The organism is Stutzerimonas stutzeri (genome assembly GCF_013522825.1).
Classification (GTDB): domain Bacteria; phylum Pseudomonadota; class Gammaproteobacteria; order Pseudomonadales; family Pseudomonadaceae; genus Stutzerimonas; species Stutzerimonas stutzeri_AK.
The window spans coordinates 1-17766 of the sequence record NZ_JAAMQZ010000041.1; the positions used below are offsets into that span (position 1 = coordinate 1).

The 17766-nt window shown below is 52.0% G+C and carries 14 protein-coding genes; all 14 read right to left on the reverse strand.

Annotated elements, in window-relative coordinates:
- Nucleotides 1–1513 precede the first annotated feature (1513 nt).
- Entirely contained in the window at nucleotides 1514–2140 is a 627-nt protein-coding gene (locus G7020_RS19995) for a flavin reductase family protein (protein ID WP_181086755.1), read from the reverse strand.
- 550 nt (nucleotides 2141–2690) lie between these two features.
- Nucleotides 2691–3077, reverse strand: a complete 387-nt coding sequence (locus G7020_RS20000) for a nuclear transport factor 2 family protein (protein WP_181086756.1) — start codon at nucleotides 3075–3077, stop codon at nucleotides 2691–2693.
- 225 nt (nucleotides 3078–3302) lie between these two features.
- Nucleotides 3303–4736, reverse strand: a complete 1434-nt coding sequence (locus tag G7020_RS20005) for an aldehyde dehydrogenase family protein (RefSeq protein ID WP_181086757.1) — start codon at nucleotides 4734–4736, stop codon at nucleotides 3303–3305.
- A complete protein-coding gene (locus G7020_RS20010) occupies nucleotides 4729–6219 on the reverse strand; it encodes a flavin monoamine oxidase family protein (protein WP_082916851.1) in 1491 nt (496 codons plus the stop codon). Before G7020_RS20010 ends, G7020_RS20005 begins: the two co-directional genes overlap by 8 nt.
- Before the next feature lie 49 nt (nucleotides 6220–6268).
- On the reverse strand, nucleotides 6269–6670 hold the full coding sequence (locus tag G7020_RS20015; protein WP_082916852.1) for a c-type cytochrome: 402 nt from the start codon (nucleotides 6668–6670) through the stop codon (nucleotides 6269–6271).
- A 27-nt stretch (nucleotides 6671–6697) separates the two neighbouring features.
- Nucleotides 6698–8134 (reverse strand): flavin monoamine oxidase family protein, encoded by a 1437-nt coding sequence (locus G7020_RS20020; protein ID WP_181086758.1) that lies wholly within the window; start codon nucleotides 8132–8134, stop codon nucleotides 6698–6700.
- 58 nt (nucleotides 8135–8192) lie between these two features.
- On the reverse strand, nucleotides 8193–8705 hold the full coding sequence (locus tag G7020_RS20025; protein ID WP_181086759.1) for a RidA family protein: 513 nt from the start codon (nucleotides 8703–8705) through the stop codon (nucleotides 8193–8195).
- Nucleotides 8706–8837: 132 nt separating this feature from the next.
- Entirely contained in the window at nucleotides 8838–9842 is a 1005-nt protein-coding gene (gene qhpR, locus G7020_RS20030; protein ID WP_181086760.1) for an AraC-like transcriptional regulator QhpR, read from the reverse strand.
- 685 nt (nucleotides 9843–10527) lie between these two features.
- Nucleotides 10528–12417: a methyl-accepting chemotaxis protein gene (locus G7020_RS20035; protein WP_181086776.1), complete on the reverse strand. Its 1890-nt coding sequence runs from the start codon at nucleotides 12415–12417 to the stop codon at nucleotides 10528–10530.
- A gap of 377 nt (nucleotides 12418–12794) precedes the next feature.
- The gene (locus G7020_RS20040; protein ID WP_181086761.1) at nucleotides 12795–14120 is read right to left on the reverse strand and encodes an OprD family outer membrane porin; all 1326 of its coding nucleotides are present in this window, start codon (nucleotides 14118–14120) and stop codon (nucleotides 12795–12797) included.
- Nucleotides 14121–14456: 336 nt separating this feature from the next.
- Entirely contained in the window at nucleotides 14457–15101 is a 645-nt protein-coding gene (locus tag G7020_RS20045; RefSeq protein ID WP_181086762.1) for an isochorismatase family protein, read from the reverse strand.
- A gap of 35 nt (nucleotides 15102–15136) precedes the next feature.
- Nucleotides 15137–16168: a leucyl aminopeptidase gene (locus tag G7020_RS20050; RefSeq protein WP_181086763.1), complete on the reverse strand. Its 1032-nt coding sequence runs from the start codon at nucleotides 16166–16168 to the stop codon at nucleotides 15137–15139.
- Nucleotide 16169: 1 nt separating this feature from the next.
- Nucleotides 16170–16952, reverse strand: a complete 783-nt coding sequence (locus G7020_RS20055) for an alpha/beta fold hydrolase (protein WP_181086764.1) — start codon at nucleotides 16950–16952, stop codon at nucleotides 16170–16172.
- A complete protein-coding gene (locus tag G7020_RS20060) occupies nucleotides 16952–17653 on the reverse strand; it encodes a maleate cis-trans isomerase family protein (RefSeq protein ID WP_181086777.1) in 702 nt (233 codons plus the stop codon). The genes G7020_RS20055 and G7020_RS20060 overlap by 1 nt, the downstream gene beginning before the upstream one ends.
- Between the last annotated feature and the right edge of the window lie 113 nt (nucleotides 17654–17766).

Below are 17766 nucleotides of genomic sequence, written 5' to 3' on the forward strand. Positions count from 1 at the left end.
GGTTGAGTGGCCGGATGGCCGTGGAATCAGTGGCCGGATGCGCGTGGAATGGGTGGCCGGATCAGCGTGGAATCGGTGGTCAGATGCTCATGGAATGGGTGGCCAGATGACCGTGGAATCCGCAGCCTGACTTACAACATCCAGACCGACGAGATTCGCTGGGAACATTTTAAAATGCTGCTCCATAGCCAGGCGGGACGCGGAAAGCGCGGGAGGAAAAGTAAGCTGCAGCTTCACTAACGCATAGAGCGCGAACGATCATCGCTTGGAGATGGTTATGAGACAGGATGAATAAAAGGCCGCAGCTAATCTGCGGCCTTTTTGGTTCTGAACACAACAGGAAAGAAACCGTATATTTACGCGACTGCGGGTATCACTTGCGGCGACCGTTGGAACACCCAATCGCTGAGCGCTCTTCCACCGAAGAATTTGCACCCGCTGCGACGCGAATTCCGTGACAGTCGGCTGCTGCCACACAAATAGCACTTGAAGCATGGCCCCTTTGGCATCAGACCGGACACCGCGTCATACCTCTCTGCGACAGACACGCGGCATGGTCACCCGCCGCATCATCGACACTCAATAGCTGCCGCAAGCCCTACGAGTGACAAGGCGAGACTGCAGCACTCGAGTCATGTGACATGGCGGTCGTAAGACAAGTTTGCCGCGGTGATCGGGCTTATGATTGAGGCCGGGGCGGCAGCGCCCGCGAATGCCGCAGCTCACGTCTGTGCACAATCGCCATTTCGGCCAGGCAACGCCTGGCGGCTATGATTTGACAACAAAATTGCGGGGGCATACTTGAAGCAGCGAAGCGTTCCTTCAAGTATGCCCCCGCGCCCCATACTTGAAACCTTCAAGTATGGGGCAGTTGAGCATTTTGGGCGTTTGCAGGTAAGCGAAACGAATGTGGAGCGAGACCGAGCAATAAGACCAAAATGATCAACTGCCTTCGCGAAGCGGCTGCCATTGTTGTCAAAAAAGGCAGCTTTCTTCATTTGCCGCAGGTAAATGGCTAGCTCTAATTTCGATGCTATGCATGGCTACCTCTGGCAAAGCGGAAGAAGCCTGCTCACGTCCGCTTCCTCTGCGGGATGCGCGACGTTTCTATGCAACGGCCGCCGCTTGGTCACCTCCCATTCTGCGAACCCACCACTTCATATGTCAGGAAAGTACACACCTCTCTGACTGACAAACACTCCGCAGCGCCATCCCTGTACCAGCCTCTCGATGACTGGATTACTCGCGAAATCGGTCGGTCCTTAGTTTTGTCCCTCCGTGCCCAAGCGGTAGAGGTAACGCCCACAGGTCGCAAAGTCTTCATGCTTCAATACCACAGGAACTCCGGTGTACGCCGCAAGCCTGCGCTCGGCCAGCTCGGCGAGCTGCAATGTCCGGGATTAGTTGACCACTACACTTCTCACCGCTAGGAACAAAAAAGTAGAAGCAAGCAGCACAGCACTGCCAGGTAGAACCGGCCTGCTCCGCTCTGGATTGCATAGCATTGCTTGCACTAACCGATCTTAGGTCGCCGCATCTTGAACAAGGTTTCTGGCCCTAGCTGGAAGTAATCCCCCGAGCCGCCGCCGCGCAGGATGGGCTCGGCCGCCACGGTGTCATAAATGCCATCCTTTAACAAAGATTGCTCAATGTGTACGCCAATTACCTCGCCAAGGACCAGCCAGCTTTGCACTAATACGTTATCTGCTCGCTGCAGCTGTACGATTTGGCAAACCCGACATTCGAAAGAAACAGGGCTTTCCAGCACCCGGGGCGCTGAAATCAGTCGGGAGGACGTTGGTGTGAGCCCGCTTAGAACGAACTCGTCAACATCGGGCGCCACGGCTACGCAGCTCTGATTCATGGCCTCCGCCAGCGAACGGGTCGCCAAATTCCAAGCGAACTCGCCAGTTTCTTCGATGTTCGCGAGGCTGTCCTTACGTCCAATGCTTGAAAAGCCAATAATCGGCGGGACGTAATTGAATGCATTGAAAAAGCTATAGGGGGCCAGGTTAAGCCGCCCTTCGTCATCTTTCGATGAGATCCATCCTATGGGCCGCGGCCCCACAATAGCACTGAACGGATCATGACGCAGACCATGGCCCCGGGCAGGCTCGTAGTAGTACATTTCATCCTGCATTTAGCCTCCAGTTCCGGTTTCGCCAGGCTCGCCTGCCCTCGCAACTAGGGATTTCGAGCAAATCGTCAACTAAACAATCCGTCGGCGTATCCCCCCGACAGCCGGTTTGCTGGTGTTGCTATTCTCCCACCACGGCGCGCAGGGACACGCCTAGTGGGTAAGGGGCAGGCAAACCGAACCGCTACAGTACAAGCCATCGAGGCTTCTGTTACAGACGATGCAACTAGGCAGCACATTTCCGTCGCGGTAGCCATGCCTAGTCTGTTCAATCGCTAGCAGACTCATCAGTAGCGCGCGAGCGGGGATGCGCTTAAGCTCGAAGCGGCTTTGGTTGTTATGTTGTCGAGTATCAGGCTACCGGGGGCGAAACACATCCTCCTGTTGCTACGGAGTAGCATGACTCATTATGGGTATCATCAGCGGAGCCGACGAGTGTCCAAGATTAACAGACGCCAATGCTAAGACGGCGCAAACACTTGAGCATATACCGTAGCCAAGAGTATCGATAGTTAGCGAGGGCCACGATAGGCTCAGGGCAAGCCTGCCCGAATTAATGCTCGAACAGAGCTTCGCTGGCCTTCCCGTAAGCCAGCTTCGCAACAAGTTTACCGTTGTTAAAATGAAGCAGATCCAAACCCCGGAGATACGCTGGCTTGCCGCCTAATTCAAGGTTGCAGCGCCAACTAACCATTACTTTACCTGCTTGTTCGTCAATGAATAGGTCTTCGCCAACGTATTGCACCCTGCCAAATGTTCCATCAAAAAATGGTTGGAGCGCATTGCGGATAGCCGTAACCCCAGAGTGGCGCCCACCATAGATATCTTCGAAAACCGCATCATCGGTAAAAAAATTCATGGCTGCGTCCAAATCAGCTTTGTTGTTCGCATCAACAAACTTAGAAGTCGCTTGCTCTAAGTTTCGCTTTTCAGATGACATTACGTTTTCCTCTTGGTGTGTGGATTCATCGTGCCGAAATCAACCCAAAAGCAACGGAGCTGATTTAACCCTAGTTAATAAAGTGCGCAAACTTCAGCGCTATAATCTATCTGTTGTTAGGCGACAATCTATTATCAACCATGTAGCCAAGCGCTAGCCGAGACGGAACAGAGGGGCGAATAACCCTGGGTGACGCTCGATAAGGAAAGCCTGTAAAGATGATTTCTACGACCCCTCATAACCCATCACTGCCTTTATCTCAAGGAACTCCTCAAAACCGTACTTCCCCCACTCTCGGCCATTACCAGACTGCTTATAACCGCCAAACGGTGCGGTGAAGTCGAGTGCCGCCCCATTGAGATGTACGGCGCCGGTGCGTAGTTGTTTAGCGACGTTCCGAGCGCGCTCAAGGCTTCCGGAACTGACGTACCCAGAAAGACCGTAGCAGCTGTCATTAGCTATCTGGATCGCCTCATTCTCATCGCGGTAAGGCATGATGCATAAGACGGGTCCGAAAATTTCTTCCCTGGCTATATACATCTGCTTATTAACAGCGCTGAAGATTGTAGGCTGCGCAAAATAGCCAGACTCAAGTCCATCTGGACGCCCCAAACCACCGCAAATCAGCTTGGCTCCTTCGGCCACGCCCTGCCGAATGCAGTCCTGCACTTTTTCATACTGCATTCCGCTAGCCAGAGGCCCGATGTTCGTATCCGAATGCATCGGATCACCGACCACAATTTCTTTACAGAAATGTTCGGCTAAATGTTCGACCTCGTCTAGCTTCGAAAGAGGTACCAACATACGAGATGGAGCATTACAGCTTTGCCCCGTGTTAAGCATCATAGTGCGCACACCGTGCTTAACTGCAGTCTCCAGATCAGCGTCATCCAAAATGATATTGGCGGACTTACCACCCAACTCAAGGGCGACGCGCTTGACAGTCGGAGCCGCAGCTGTCGAAACGAGGGTACCTGCTCGGGTGGAACCGGTGAAGGAAACCAAGTCCACCTCAGGATGGGCGGCTAGGGGAGCGCCCACGCCAGGGCCGTCGCCGTTGACTAGGTTGAAGACCCCAGGCGGAACTCCAACTTCATCGAAGATTCTCGCAAGAAGATAAGCTGAGAACGGAGCAATCTCACTTGGCTTTAACACCATCGTACATCCGGCTGCCAACGCGGGCGCCACTTTGGCAGCGATCTGGTTTAATGGCCAGTTCCAGGGTGTTATCAAGCCACAAACGCCAGCTGGCTCACGTACCACACGAGTCGTTCCGAGGGACTCCTCAAAATCGTAATCCCGCAGTATGGACGCCGCCGTGAGGAAATGCCCCAGACCGGCCGGCGCCTGTAGGGGGAGGGCCAACTGAACCAGCGGAGCACCCATTTCCTCAGTGATAGCCTTGGCGAGCTCATCGAGTTTGGATTCAAATGCTCGGCATACTTGTTCTAGTAGCTCAAGACGTTGATCTTTTGATGTACGGGACCAGCCGTCAAAAGCTCGTCGAGCAGCTCGCACTGCCAGATCGACATGCTCCTCGGTGCCCAAGGAGATTAACCCAACAATTTTTTCAGTTGCGGGATTGATGACTTCCGCTTCACGTGCGCCTTTCGGCCTCACCCATTGTCCGTCTATATAGAACTCTCGGTAATCACGCATTGCTATTTTTCCCCTTGAGATAGCTAGCAACCTGATACCCGACCTCGCGACCGCTCTCTATCGCGCCGTCTATAAAACCACGCCAGCCATTAGCCATGTCGGAACCGGCGAAGAAGAGCCGGCCTTCGCGCTTCTGCAGCTCGGTTAAATAGCGGGTTGTCTGACCCGGACGATAAGTGCACCAAGTGCCCTTAGAAAAGGGATCGAGATTCCAGTCGTAGCCATAGCTGGACGTTACCTCCACGCCTGGAAGAAGGGGATGCAGGGCCTTTTCGACCGCTTTGCTATCGTTAATGTCTACCAGTTTAGGATCGGCGGAAAATGCGATAAGCAATGTACCGTTCTCACCGACGTGGTCCGTAAACACCGAAGTGAAAGGCGTTACATCGTTTCTAGCGGGCGCATAGGTCATTACGTTACCTACATCTTGCTTTATACGAATGTAACCCTTAACACCCTTACCCGCATGGCCTTGGGAGGCAATTTCTGACTTTGCATCAGAGAGACGCGGACTGTACTCAACGTCACCCATCGTGTTTAAAGGCACTGCCATGACAACTGCCGATGCCGCAATTGTGCCCTCTTCAGTGGTGATAAGTACCCTATGACTGTCTTGCTTAACTTTTAGCACAGGCGTTGAAAGCTGAATTTCCATATCACTTTCAGCAACCATGGCCTCCAGAAGACTCACGGTACCTGACTTAATTTTATATCTGGCAATTGAGTCGAACATAGTGGGCATGTTGAAGTTGCTGAGTGCAAACCAGCGCATAATCTCGCTATAAGCGATCGTCTCTGGGTAGTTATGTCCATTACCGCTAAGCCATGAATCCATCATGTCTTTTTGCTCGCGGGTTAGGGACAGTTTATTTAAGTACTCAGAAGCTGACAACCCATCCATCTCCTGGAGCGCTTTTTTTGCAAAGAAAGGATCGAAGGGACGTGGGTAGATGTTGTGCGCTTCTTTGTAATATTCAGTACAAGCGGCGCCAAATATTTCGAACGCCTCTGCCGCCGGCGCTCGCTTCACCTGATTATCAGTAACCCAAATAACAGTTTCAGGACTAGCGAGACCGACGGTTTCCTCGATTTCTAATCCATAATGCATGACCTCAGTCCACACATTAGGCTGGGTCCAGTGTACCCAAGTACCTCCAAGCTCCACCTTCTCACCATCGAGCTTAGACGTAAACGTGCGGCCACCTAGGCGACTCCGGCCCTCAAGCACTAATGTTTTCAAGCCGGATCGGCTCAACTCCCTTGCAGCCGTTACCCCCGCAAACCCACCTCCGATCACGACGGCATCGTAATCTACGTTGCTTTGCAGCGGACCAACTCTTTCTTTATCCGCCCCCTGTGCCGTAGCGGACAGTGATAGGATCTGAGAGCCAACGCCTGCAGCAGCAGCACCAATAACGGCACCGCCAAGAAATTTGCGTCGCGATACACCGTCCTTGCTTATATCACCCTTATCGTTAGCCATGTTATCTTTACCCCTTTCTTATTTTACAAGCCGTCGCTTGGACGACCGGCTAGTTGGACGTCTGATTCAGCATGCATATTACGTCGCGCCGATCTTGTTCATTCTTCAGGCCGGAAAACGCCATTCGGGTAAGCGGATAGACCCCCATTGGACTGTTAAGAAACGCATCAAGATGTTCTACGGTCCAAGTGTCGCCCGACTTACGCAGTGCGGAAGAAAACTTATAACCCGGCACTTTGCCAACCTCCCGGCCAACCACACCGTGAAGATTCGGCGCCGCAGGTCCGTGTTTCCCTGTATTGTCATTGCTGTGACAAACCGCGCATGTCTGAAAGATCTTTTTACCATTATCTGGATTGCAATTTTCACTGGCTGTAGCGACAGAAGAAGTAGCCCCAAAAAACAGCGCCCCCAGGCACAACAACACGGCTTGAAACTTTTGTTTTATCATGATCACTTAATCCAGTTATAACGTTGGCTAACCTAATATTTCTTTCGCTTCGCGTCCGGCGCGGAGACCACTCTCCACCGCGCCATCGATGTTGGCGTGCCAGCCGTTACTTGTTTCCGCGCCCGCGAATAAAATGCGCCCTTCAGGTTGCTGCAAGTCTGTCAATCGACTCAGTTGGCCGACACCATAGGCGGCCCATGCGCCCAATGAAAACGGATCCGCAGTCCAATCGTAGGCAGCTATTCCTAGAACTTCCACGCCGGGAAACAGTTTCCGGATTTCCCTAGTAACAGCATCACGATCATTCACGTCGATTGTTTCTGCGCGCGCGATGGTAATCGACAGTATTGTCCCCAACTCATCGCCGTAATCGTGAGTCTGGACCCAGTTAAGCGGCTGTTGTTCATCAGCGAAAGCAAAAACCCGGCCGAGGTTTTCTTTGACATGAACGTAAAGCTTAGCGCCTTTGCTGAGCTGCCCTTCTTGAATAAATCGCTGCTTCCCCTCCGATAGTGCCGGCGTGAAATTGATGTGCCGATATGTATTGAGTGGAACCGTCATGATGATTGTACCGGCGGTAATGGTTTCGCCGTCATCAGTTTCAACACGAACTCCGCCATTTAGCTGTTCGACTGAAATAACTGGCATGTTCAGTCGAACCTCCGCGCCACTATCGGCGAGCATTGCGTTTATCAGACCGATTGTACCTCCCTCAATTCGATAGTGGGTCTCCGTGTCCATGAACGCGTTGTAATTCCAACCGCCGCATGCAAATAACTTCAAAACTCCCGGAAGCCCATATTTATCCGTGGTTTCCCCCCCATACAGAGCCATGTAGCTGTTAAGCTCAGCCCGCTGGGCTCGAGTTAGCTCCAACTGGTTTATACGGTCCAAGACGGACATTTTGTCTAGCTTGCGGGCACGCTCCGTAAACATCGGCTCATGTGGCCGCGGAAATGCCTCCCAGGCGTCGTGACACATCTTCTCGAAGGCAACTTGGATGTTCGTACCGAAGACCTCGGGCGGAAGGTCTTCTACGCTTCCGTCGTTGTACATAACTAACGTTTTATCCAGGTTGGTTAGGGGGTCTTCAACAACACCCAAACCGTAGCGTTGCATCTCAGACCACACATGAGGTTGTAGCCAATGAACCCAAGCCCCGCCAAACTCAATTTCTTGCCCGGCAAAATGAGACGTGAACGTACGTCCACCGAGCCGAGATCGCGCTTCAAGCAAAAGCGTTTTGTAACCTTGATGGCCACATTCACGCGCGGCAGTCGCGCCAGCGAAGCCACCACCAACCACGATTACATCGTAATCAAACCCGGTAGCCCGCTTTGAAGTTCCGTTCTCGGTAGCGTTTGCAGATCCGATGAGCCCAAGCCCTGCAGCACCGGCCGTTACTACCGCCGCACCTCCAATAAATGATCTGCGACTAAGGCCGTTGTTTCTCTTTTCGTCCATTGTCTGACACCTTTAGTATCGTTGCGAATCTACAGAACCGATGAAACTGGCAGCCCACTTATTCGCCGAGATAAGCTACAGCTGTTATTTCTATAAGCGTCTTGTCGCTCAAGAAATCGGCAACCCTGACGCCAGATGCACTTGGTGCTATTACGCCCTTATACGCAGCAGTTCTGACGTCTAGAGATTTAATGTAACTTTCATTATCGGTGGTATAATAGATAGTTTCACTAACAACGTTACTGAAGTCTGCATCATGAGCGGCCAGGATCGCACCCAGACGCTCATAAATAAGCTGCATTTGCTTGTTAGCATCATTGGCGTATACTTCATTTCCCTCTTTATCAACGGCTGTTACGCCACCGATATAAAGAAACCCGCCCGCCTTGACTGCAATTGAAAAACCGTATTGCTGCTCGAATTCAGGATTGAGGTGAAAGGCTTGCTTGGGCTCTGCCGCAAGCAGTTGTGTTGAAGCTAAAGACATAAGGGCGATCAGGCAAACCTTGCTACCTGTGCCGAATTTTTGAAAGAAAGATGACTTCCGCAGGCGTTGATTGGTGACGGTCATTACACATACCCCTTTTGTTTTGTTGTTTTGTGTTTCAGAGCCTATCTCATCGATGGGCATCGACGTTTGACCTAGCGCGCCATTTCACTTAACCGCACACGCCATTATTACCGGATTTTGACACCGCAACCGCTAGCGCAGCTCTTCAGAGTACACATCCCGGTACTGCTTTGGCGTCAATCCTGTCCAGCGACGGAACGCGCGACTAAAAGCACTGAGCTGCGAATAACCTAGCTCCGACGCTATATCGGTAAGCGAGCTGTTATTTTTCCTAAGGAGATCGACTGCTGCTTGGTGACGGACCTGATCCACTAGATGAAGGAAATCGACACCTTCGTTATTGCAACGTCGTTGCAGGGTACGCTCACTCATATGCATAGCGCTGGCAACTTGGGCCAGGGACGGCACACCAGCCTGAAGTTGACGACCCACAATCTGGCTGATTTTTACCGCAACGCTATGTTCGACTCGCCGCTCCACCAGGCGCTCACTGAGGTAACGGAGAGAAAGCATGTACAGCCTCTGATCGGCATTCACGACTGGCTTGGCCAAGACAGAGCGGCAAAACATTACTGCATTGATTGGTTGCTTGAATTTTGGGGCAGTACCGAAAAAATCTTCATGCTCGCGAGTGAATCTTGGCGCAGCGTGTTCGAAGTGAACCAATCGCGGTTTGATATCCGTCCCAGTCGCCTCGCGAATCATGGAGGTAATCGCAGCGAGTGAAAACTCTGAATCCTGACGACGATGTGTGATCCCAGAATCATTCAGACGATACGAGAGGCCAATAGCATCTTCAGTTTGAACAAGTTGCTCTTCTACTGCTTGGGAAAAAACATTGACGAAGTCTGCCATGACGTTGAGTGCGGACAGTACATTTGGCGCATTGCGCACTGCATGGCCGAAAACCCCCCAATTACTGCACTTGAGCCTCATTGCCATGTGCAGTCCGATATACTGATCTTCCTCAATAGAGATAAGCTCAAGAAGCTCAACGAATTTACGATCCGTTATTTCGGCATCCGGGTCGTCTAGTACCAGCCGGTCAATACCAAGGCGCTCCAAATAAGGCTCTACAACCTCACGAAACGGGCTAAGGACTGTCTCAGATATTTGTGTTGAATCTTTCGTGCTCATTAAATCGCCCTCGCCATCAGCCTCTCAAATATGTGACGCCGCATCAGCGTGCGTGAGCGATCTACAGCAAGCGCACGCTCGGTCCAACCGTCAGTTTACGAGACAGCCAAGCGAGACTGAAATGCATGCAGGTATCGACCCGCTCAGACTGTCCGATAGGTTATCCGTGTTCCCGGTCAGCACATGCATACAGGCCTCGCTAGGTAAGCGCTTTGAGGTTAGAGACGCTCGATCACTATTGATGTTATTTAGCGTTAACAAGGCATCAACATCCCCCGCACAACCGAGGCCGCAACTGCTTGGGCACCTAGAGACGATCCAGCATGGCCGTTCGACCAAGGATGATGAGCTTAGATGGGAACGGTCCGCTCGCACGTCGCCCCTGCAAGGACCTGTCTCTTCTGACAGCGGGGTTGCGGCGTCTTGATTGGTAAGGATTATGTTTATCGACCGCATGAGTGAGCCATGTCTCTTTCGCTGCGGCGGAATCGCGAATACGCGCCTGGAGCGGCTTTAGCCGCAGTTTTAAGCAGGCGGCCTTACTTGCGTTCGTTGAACTAGACGGCACCCCAGCGTTCAAGCGGCAGCATCGGTGCGTTGTCGCGCACGCTTCAATAACCTGGCCAAGGTTACATCGAGCCAGAGGCGAGCCATATCGGGCCTAGTTCATCGTATTGCGGCAAGGCTAAATCCGGAAGCCACCCACGAGCTCTTTGAGCCGAGTGGATTGCTGCCTTAAATCAGCGCAGGCGCCCAGGGTCGACTGCAGATTTTGGACGCCTACTTGGTTGAGCGTGTTTATCTCCGTAATGTCTTGATTTAGCGATTCGATTACTGAGGTCTGCTCCTCGGTTGCCGCCGCCACCGACTGGTTCATCGCGTCGATCTCGGCAATGCTCTGGGTCACGCTGGCTAGTCGCTCGCCGGCCTGATCGGCGATGTACGCGCTTTCGTCGCTCTGACGCCGGCTCTCAGTCATTAGGTATACCGAATCCCGTGCCCCGACCTGAAGTTTCTCGATCATTACATGGATTTCGTGAGCGGAGGCCTGGGTACGATGCGCCAAGCTGCGCACCTCATCGGCCACGACTGCAAAGCCACGCCCAGCTTCACCGGCACGGGCCGCTTCGATGGCAGCATTGAGCGCGAGCAAATTAGTCTGAGCTGAGATTCCCTGGATTACATCAAGAATATGACCTATCTCGGCAGTTTGACTATTGAGGGCCTCAAGCTGGGCGCAAGACGCGCTGATATTGGTAGAGAGCAGCTTCATCGCGTCGATATTATGCTGCACAACTTTGCGGCTCTCCTTGGCTTGATGGCTGGCAGCACCGGCCCGCTGCGAAGCGTCAGCTGCGTTACGGGCGATTTCCTGGGCAGTTGCGCCGAGCTGGTTGACTGCTGCCGCGACGCTGTTTACCCGGCTCGCCTGCTCGTCAGAGTTGGCCATCGATGAGTTAGAGGCATCCAGTACTCGCTGTGCCACTTCGTTTACCTGCAACGTTGTGGAGGAGACTTCGTGAATCGATTCGTGTATACGTCCGACGAAGCGGTTAAAGTCCAACGCCAGCTTTCCGAACTCGTCCTGTGAATGTACGGCGAGGCGGCGAGTGAGGTCGCCCTCCCCTTCGGCAATGCTAGCCATCGCCTGGCTCATGTCCGTGAGGGGACGCATCAACATTTTTATCAGCATGCCTAGCAGCGTTATGACGAGCACCACTGCAAGCAGGGCAGCTAGGAATGCGGATATACGGAAATCTGAAAGCGCCGCGTAAGCTTTTTCCTTACTCACAGATATGCCTACGTACCAAGTCACAGAAGGCAAGCCCTGGACGGGGCTGAAGCTGAGGATGCGCTGCTGTCCATCGAGCTCCGCCTCGATAAATCCACTTGTCACCGAAGGCGTATTGTTAGGATACAGCTCGGCCAAGGTTTTCATAACTTTGGTCTGATCCGGGTGCACAAGTATCTTGCCTTCGCTGCTAACTAGGAATGCATAGCCCATTCCGTCGAAGTTCAGTGTGTTGATGATATCCACCAGCACCTTAAGATTAATGTCGCCGCCCACCACGCCGAGGCTCTCGGCTCCGCTTTGCGCAGGCGTTGACGCAGCAATGACCAGCTCTCCAGTCGAGCCATCACGATATGGTCCGGTCAGAGTAGTCGTTCCAGACTCGAGCGCATGCTTGTACCAAGGCTCTAATCGATAATCAGAGCCAGCCTCCATGCTGAAGGATGGAAAAATAATCAGCTCTCCATCACTCCTACCAAGGTACGTGAAAGCGAAAGCCGAGTTGAGCGCTGGCTGTTTAACGAGCGCTTGAACTTCTATACTCGAACTATCGCGGGCAACGGTCTGGGCTGTGCTTTCTAGCAAAACCAGACGCCCAGCAAGCCAGTTGGCAATGTTGCTAGCGGCTACGCCCCCCATCTCATCTAGGTAGTTCTCGAGCTTCGCCTGAATAACCATGCGTTGCAAAAAATCGTTGTAGAGAGTAAACAAAGTGAAAGCGGCGATGACCACCGATGACGCGGCCACCAATATTTTACGGCTAAACTTTAGTCGACTAAGTATGGCGCGTGTCCGAGGAATTTTCTGGGTCATATGCAAGCTACGTCCTTATTATTTCTTATCTGAGACACTTTCTTCAAATTGCCACTTAGGCGCAGGATCAAGCTAACTCATCCAAGCCTACATATGCCCAAGCGTTGATAGTTATACCGGTTTGGTTGGGATAGCTCGCGCTTTGCTACCGGCTTCCTTATTCTCAAGAAGCCACTTAATCGTTAAAGAGCCTCGTCGCCTGCAAGCCAAATAAAATGACCCGAAGGCAACGTTTAAATAAGCGCTCCACAGCAGCTGGTATTTAACTTATCACCCGCTGAATAACAAAACATCTTTACATCCGAAAAACGGAACGTTTTCTAAGGAAAACGCCCGCATTCATGTGCTCAGAAAATCTCAAGCGGGTAGGAGATAATAAGGCGGGTTTGGGTAAGATCACCGCCAGTGCTACCGTCACCCGAATGCCAAGATTGGACCAGCCTAGCGGTAAGATCTTTGACCGGCCCGCTTTCGGCAACATACTGAGCGCTTAAATTAGTCTCACGCTCCTTCTCAGACTCCCCATAAAGACCGAAGTAGGCCGAATCGGAGCTGACACTGCTACCATCGATGCCATGGCCACGTATATGCCTAGCCATTAACGTCAAACCTGAAACTCCAAAGCTTTGCATGTTTAGCTCGTAGCGAACCTGAACTGAGCGCTCATTCGGAGCATTGAAGTCCGACAGTTCAGCAGCGTTCGCCAAGTATAGCCCGTCGCTATATACTCCTGCTCCAACACCAGATTGTCTGCTGCCTATCGCAGCATAGTCATGAGGTTGGTCACCATCATTACGCTGTAACGCGACGACAAACGTGTGCGCCCCTGTCGTAAATGCGGAGGAGAGCGATGCAGCTGTCACGTTGATTTCGCCTGCTTTCTCCCGACCTGAGTCGAGGCTACGATATATATTAAAATCGAAAGTCAACGCCTGAGTATCAGAAAACACATGTACATAGTTAACGCCTGCATAGTACTGCGCCATCACGTCCTCATACCGAGAACCATACAGAGACAGTGATAGATTATCTTTAAGACCGTACGTACCTCCAACATAGTCAACTTGGGTGGTACTAACTCCAGCGAAAGCCAATCCAAGCTCACCATTTCGATTTGTGGAAAGGTAACCAGTTCCAGACGTAAAGTGGCCCGCAGAAATAATCGAACCTTCGACGTCAGCGCTTTCTATCATCCAGCCCACTGCGGTTTGGTTAAGCTGATAATAGCTTCCAGTAGCAAAGACCGGGACCTGCGGCTGCAGGTCTCCATACCTTAGTGTAGTATTTGAAAGGCGAACCTTTACACTTCCGCCTGCTTTACCGTAATTGTCAGCAGGCTGGCCGTTACCTCGATAAGGCAGAGTCATTGAGCCCGTACGACTGCCGCTTCCATCAAGCTTCACTGCACCATAAGCAAAAGCATCGATGCCCAAGCCAACAGCACCCTTGGTGAAACCAGACGTGAAATCTAACATTTCACCTTGCGTCCAATCGCGTTGCGCCCCTAAGTCTCCCGTCTGGTGCCAATAATAGTTGCGAGAGAGCAAGGTGAGGCGACTATCTTCAACGAACCCAGCAGATTCGGACTGACTATTTGCATAGCTAAAGCCTACCGGAATTATCAGGAGTGCGGCTCCGGCGAGCTGACTATACAGGGAGGTATTCTTATTCATTTGTTGCTCCCAAGATTCTACAGATTAGAGGTTATAGATTTTGGTGGCGAATTCGGGGAATCCTAATAGAGACCAGGCGGGATTATTAGGCCCCCGATCTGACCAGCAGCCTGTCACAGACGCCAACCGCTCGATCACTTTCGCTGCGTAGTGACAATTCTTAAATGGCGCACGGTGCTACGCTCAACTCAGCTAATCAATAAGTCAATTTTTAATCGCACCTCCTAGCCTCTAACATCAAACCATAATCACCGTGTTTCGTTGGCATCTATTTGCTTTTAGACAAATAACAGAACAACGTGGAGGATGATTTGATATCATCACTGGGCAGCGTTTTTAGCCTAAAAGAGAAGTTGACGCTTGCAACGAGCTCAGCCATCTCAAGATATCGCCGGAATCAGTCACATCGCCATACTTCTGGTGTATGTCATATAAAGCTGCATCGTGCGGAGGTGAGGCGCGGTCAGCACAGCAATCAGCTGGCACAAGAACATTAAAGCCAGATTGAACGGCATCCACGGCAGTCGCGCGTACGCAGCCTGAAGTTGTGGCCCCGGTTATCACAACAGTATCCGTGCCGGATCCGGCTAGGAGAGTGGCTAAGGTGGACCCAAAGAAAGACGAGGCGCCCTTTTTAACAACGACCATATCCGATGGCTGAATCCCTGTAGCTTCATCAATTTCCACCAAGCGCGTTCCCAAAACCAAATTGGCCATGCCCGACGCTTTTTTCAGCCAAGGAAGTACCGCCACTTCTGCCGGATGGTAAGCGATGGTAGTGAAAATAACTGGAAAGCCCAGCTGTCGGGCGTAATCACATATTTCTTTCGTGCGCGCAATTTGGCCGGCGGCGTTAAACGCCGTGGGATATTGCTCGTCAGTGAACCCATACGAGAAATCTACTACAATTATTGCTGGTCGAGACCCTCTAGGTACGGGCCGCCCGAATCCTGCAGTATCATATATATTAGCCTGAGACATTTTCTCTCCTTAATACAAGGGCCGCTCTGTAGCGTTCATCTTGCGTCGAGTTGGATTTCCTTAACTACGATATCGCCAGCGATGACAACAGGCGCGTCATCAAGGAACAGCGAGCAATTTCGCAATGGAATATCGAGATGACAGGCTGTGTCATTTAACCCGCCAAGTTCATTATTTGGACCAGTAGAGAACATGACATTGCCGTAGAAACTTCTCGCCTCCATCCCCATGCCGCCAGGGAACTGGCCGGGCACAAAGTTATGCCACCTTGCATAAGGATTCATGCCCCAACCAACATGACTCATTCCCCTTCCCTGTGGATCATTGAATGAATCCATGTACGCGCTGACTATATCCGCCTCGAGACCGCCGCGAATATCGGTAATCCACCCCTTCTCGATCGTATATGTAATCGGCTCCCTAACCATAAGCAGCTGCGGCAAAAGGATATCGCCTGGCGCGACGACAATTGTTCCGTCTACTCCATCGTCGTCGCCGCCCGTAAACACGAAACCTGAGGGCCAGTGATCCCAGCGTCCAGGTGTATCCGTACATGCGTATTCCGCAACGGTGGGATATGTGTTTAATTTATAAGTTACATCCGTACCATAAGGCGATGTGATTCGCATCACCTTAGCTCGGTCTAGCAACTCCGCAGCAATAGTCACCTTCTCGCGGAGTTCTGGAAATGGTTGCAATCGCGCTAGTAGTTCAGGTGGCTCCACGGCAGTGAGAATGCGAGTTCCCGCTGCTTGAATTGCCATTTGCTCAGGCGAGAAAAGAAGAAATATGCAATCAATGAGCATGTCGCAGTTTTTCAAAGCTTCGACAGCGCCAGGCATATCCGCCAAACCAGTGACACCTACGGCCCACCCTTCTGAAGGTAAAGGCGCCGGCAGTCGCATATGAAACATCTCGGCACCAAGCTGCCGCCCCGCAGACATAAACGCATCCGCATAAGCTAGACGGTCGTTTCCTTGGGTTAGAACGATAAGACGCTCGCCGTTCCTAACTCCCGACATCCTGAGTTGGTGTAGGCATATTTCTGTGAAGCTTAGGTGATCCATCCTAGGCCCCCTTTGCGTCATCGGTGACAGCGCAGAGGAATCCTTCCAAATCGTCCCAAGGAATCATGTGTCCGGCATTTTGAACAGTATAGGTCTTGGTCTGTGGTGCGAGACTCTCGAACTCAGCGATATCTTCCGCGCGGATAACATCCGCTCCGCCAGCTACAATCAGTCGGATAGGAAGCGTCAACTCTAACAAGTCAGCGTGTATATCATCTGTATGAAAACCATCGAAGGCTGTTTTGATGGCCGTATATTGGCAAGTGTGTAGCCACTCCGCGCGGAGTTGGATCTGTTGATCTGTCCAAGTTGGGCAGAAGACTCGCATCTCGTCAACAGAGCAGCCTTTTTGGGCTAAGCGTATGGAGTCGGCATACCATGGCCACTTTGCTGGATATTGCCGTCTCCCTGGCCCAGAGACAGGCGGATCTACAAGAATTAGCTTCGAGAATAACTGCGAATTCTTGCGTGCTGCACGGATCGCGATACGTGCTCCCATAGAGTGCCCTAACACAACAACAGTACCCCCCATCCGTTGGACCAGGGCTACAACATCATCCGACATCGCGTCCAAGGAGTAATCGAGGTCGCCTGCTTCACTCAATCCTCGGCCTCGAATGTCGAGAACATGCACGTCGTAGAACTTTGACAGCCGTTCTGCCACGAATCCCCAAGTGATCGCGGGCGAAGTGATTCCAGGAACCAAAAGAAGCGGCTCACCATTTCCCGGAAAATGAAGGATGTGTTGCCGAATCCCATTGGCATGTACGTTGTAACCTTCCATTAGTACGCCCCCGACAAAAGGGCGCCACCGCCTGGAACTCGTGTGGGCAAGTTCAATGCTTTCAACATTGCCCACGTCGTAGCGACTGCAGCTGAAACAACCGGCTTTCTGGTCTGGGCCTCAACCATAGTTATTGCTGACAGTGACGGCATTTGAACGCATGCGGAAAGAACGATCGCGTCAACGTCATCCGTTCTCATCTTGGCCACGATGTCTGGAAGATTCATTGGATCGTGTGCGGCTACTGCAAGATTGTCGGAGATTTCTAGCGCCCGATAATCTCCAACTTCGATGCCCTCGTTCCGAATATAGTCAACGACTAGCTCAGTTAGCGGCTTCATATATGGCGTTACAACTGCTACGCGCTTGGCACCAAGCGCACGAATACCATCCACAAGCGCTCCCGCCGAGGTAATAACCGGCGTTTTAGCATCGTTCTGCGCAGTGACTGTTTGGAGACGTTCGGCCGAAGCGCGATGATAACCGTGCCCCATGGACATGATGGCGACTAAACAGGCATAACCCATCACATCGACACGCGCGTCAGATAGCTCGAGCGCGCAACGGTCGCTGTCCCCATCCATCCGCGCCAATTCTTCTTTCGTTACATGTTTCATTCGCATGCGAGAGGAGTGAAACGTGAACCGCTCAGGAGCTATTAATTCCCTTGCCTTCAGCAAAGCAGGTATCTCCGTCTCCATAGTGATGTTGGAGCTAGGTACGATCTGCCCGACACGAATGATAGTCATTATCGAAACCCTCTTTTCTATAAAACATTTAATTTAGTCGCCAATAACCCAGCACGTGTTATAGG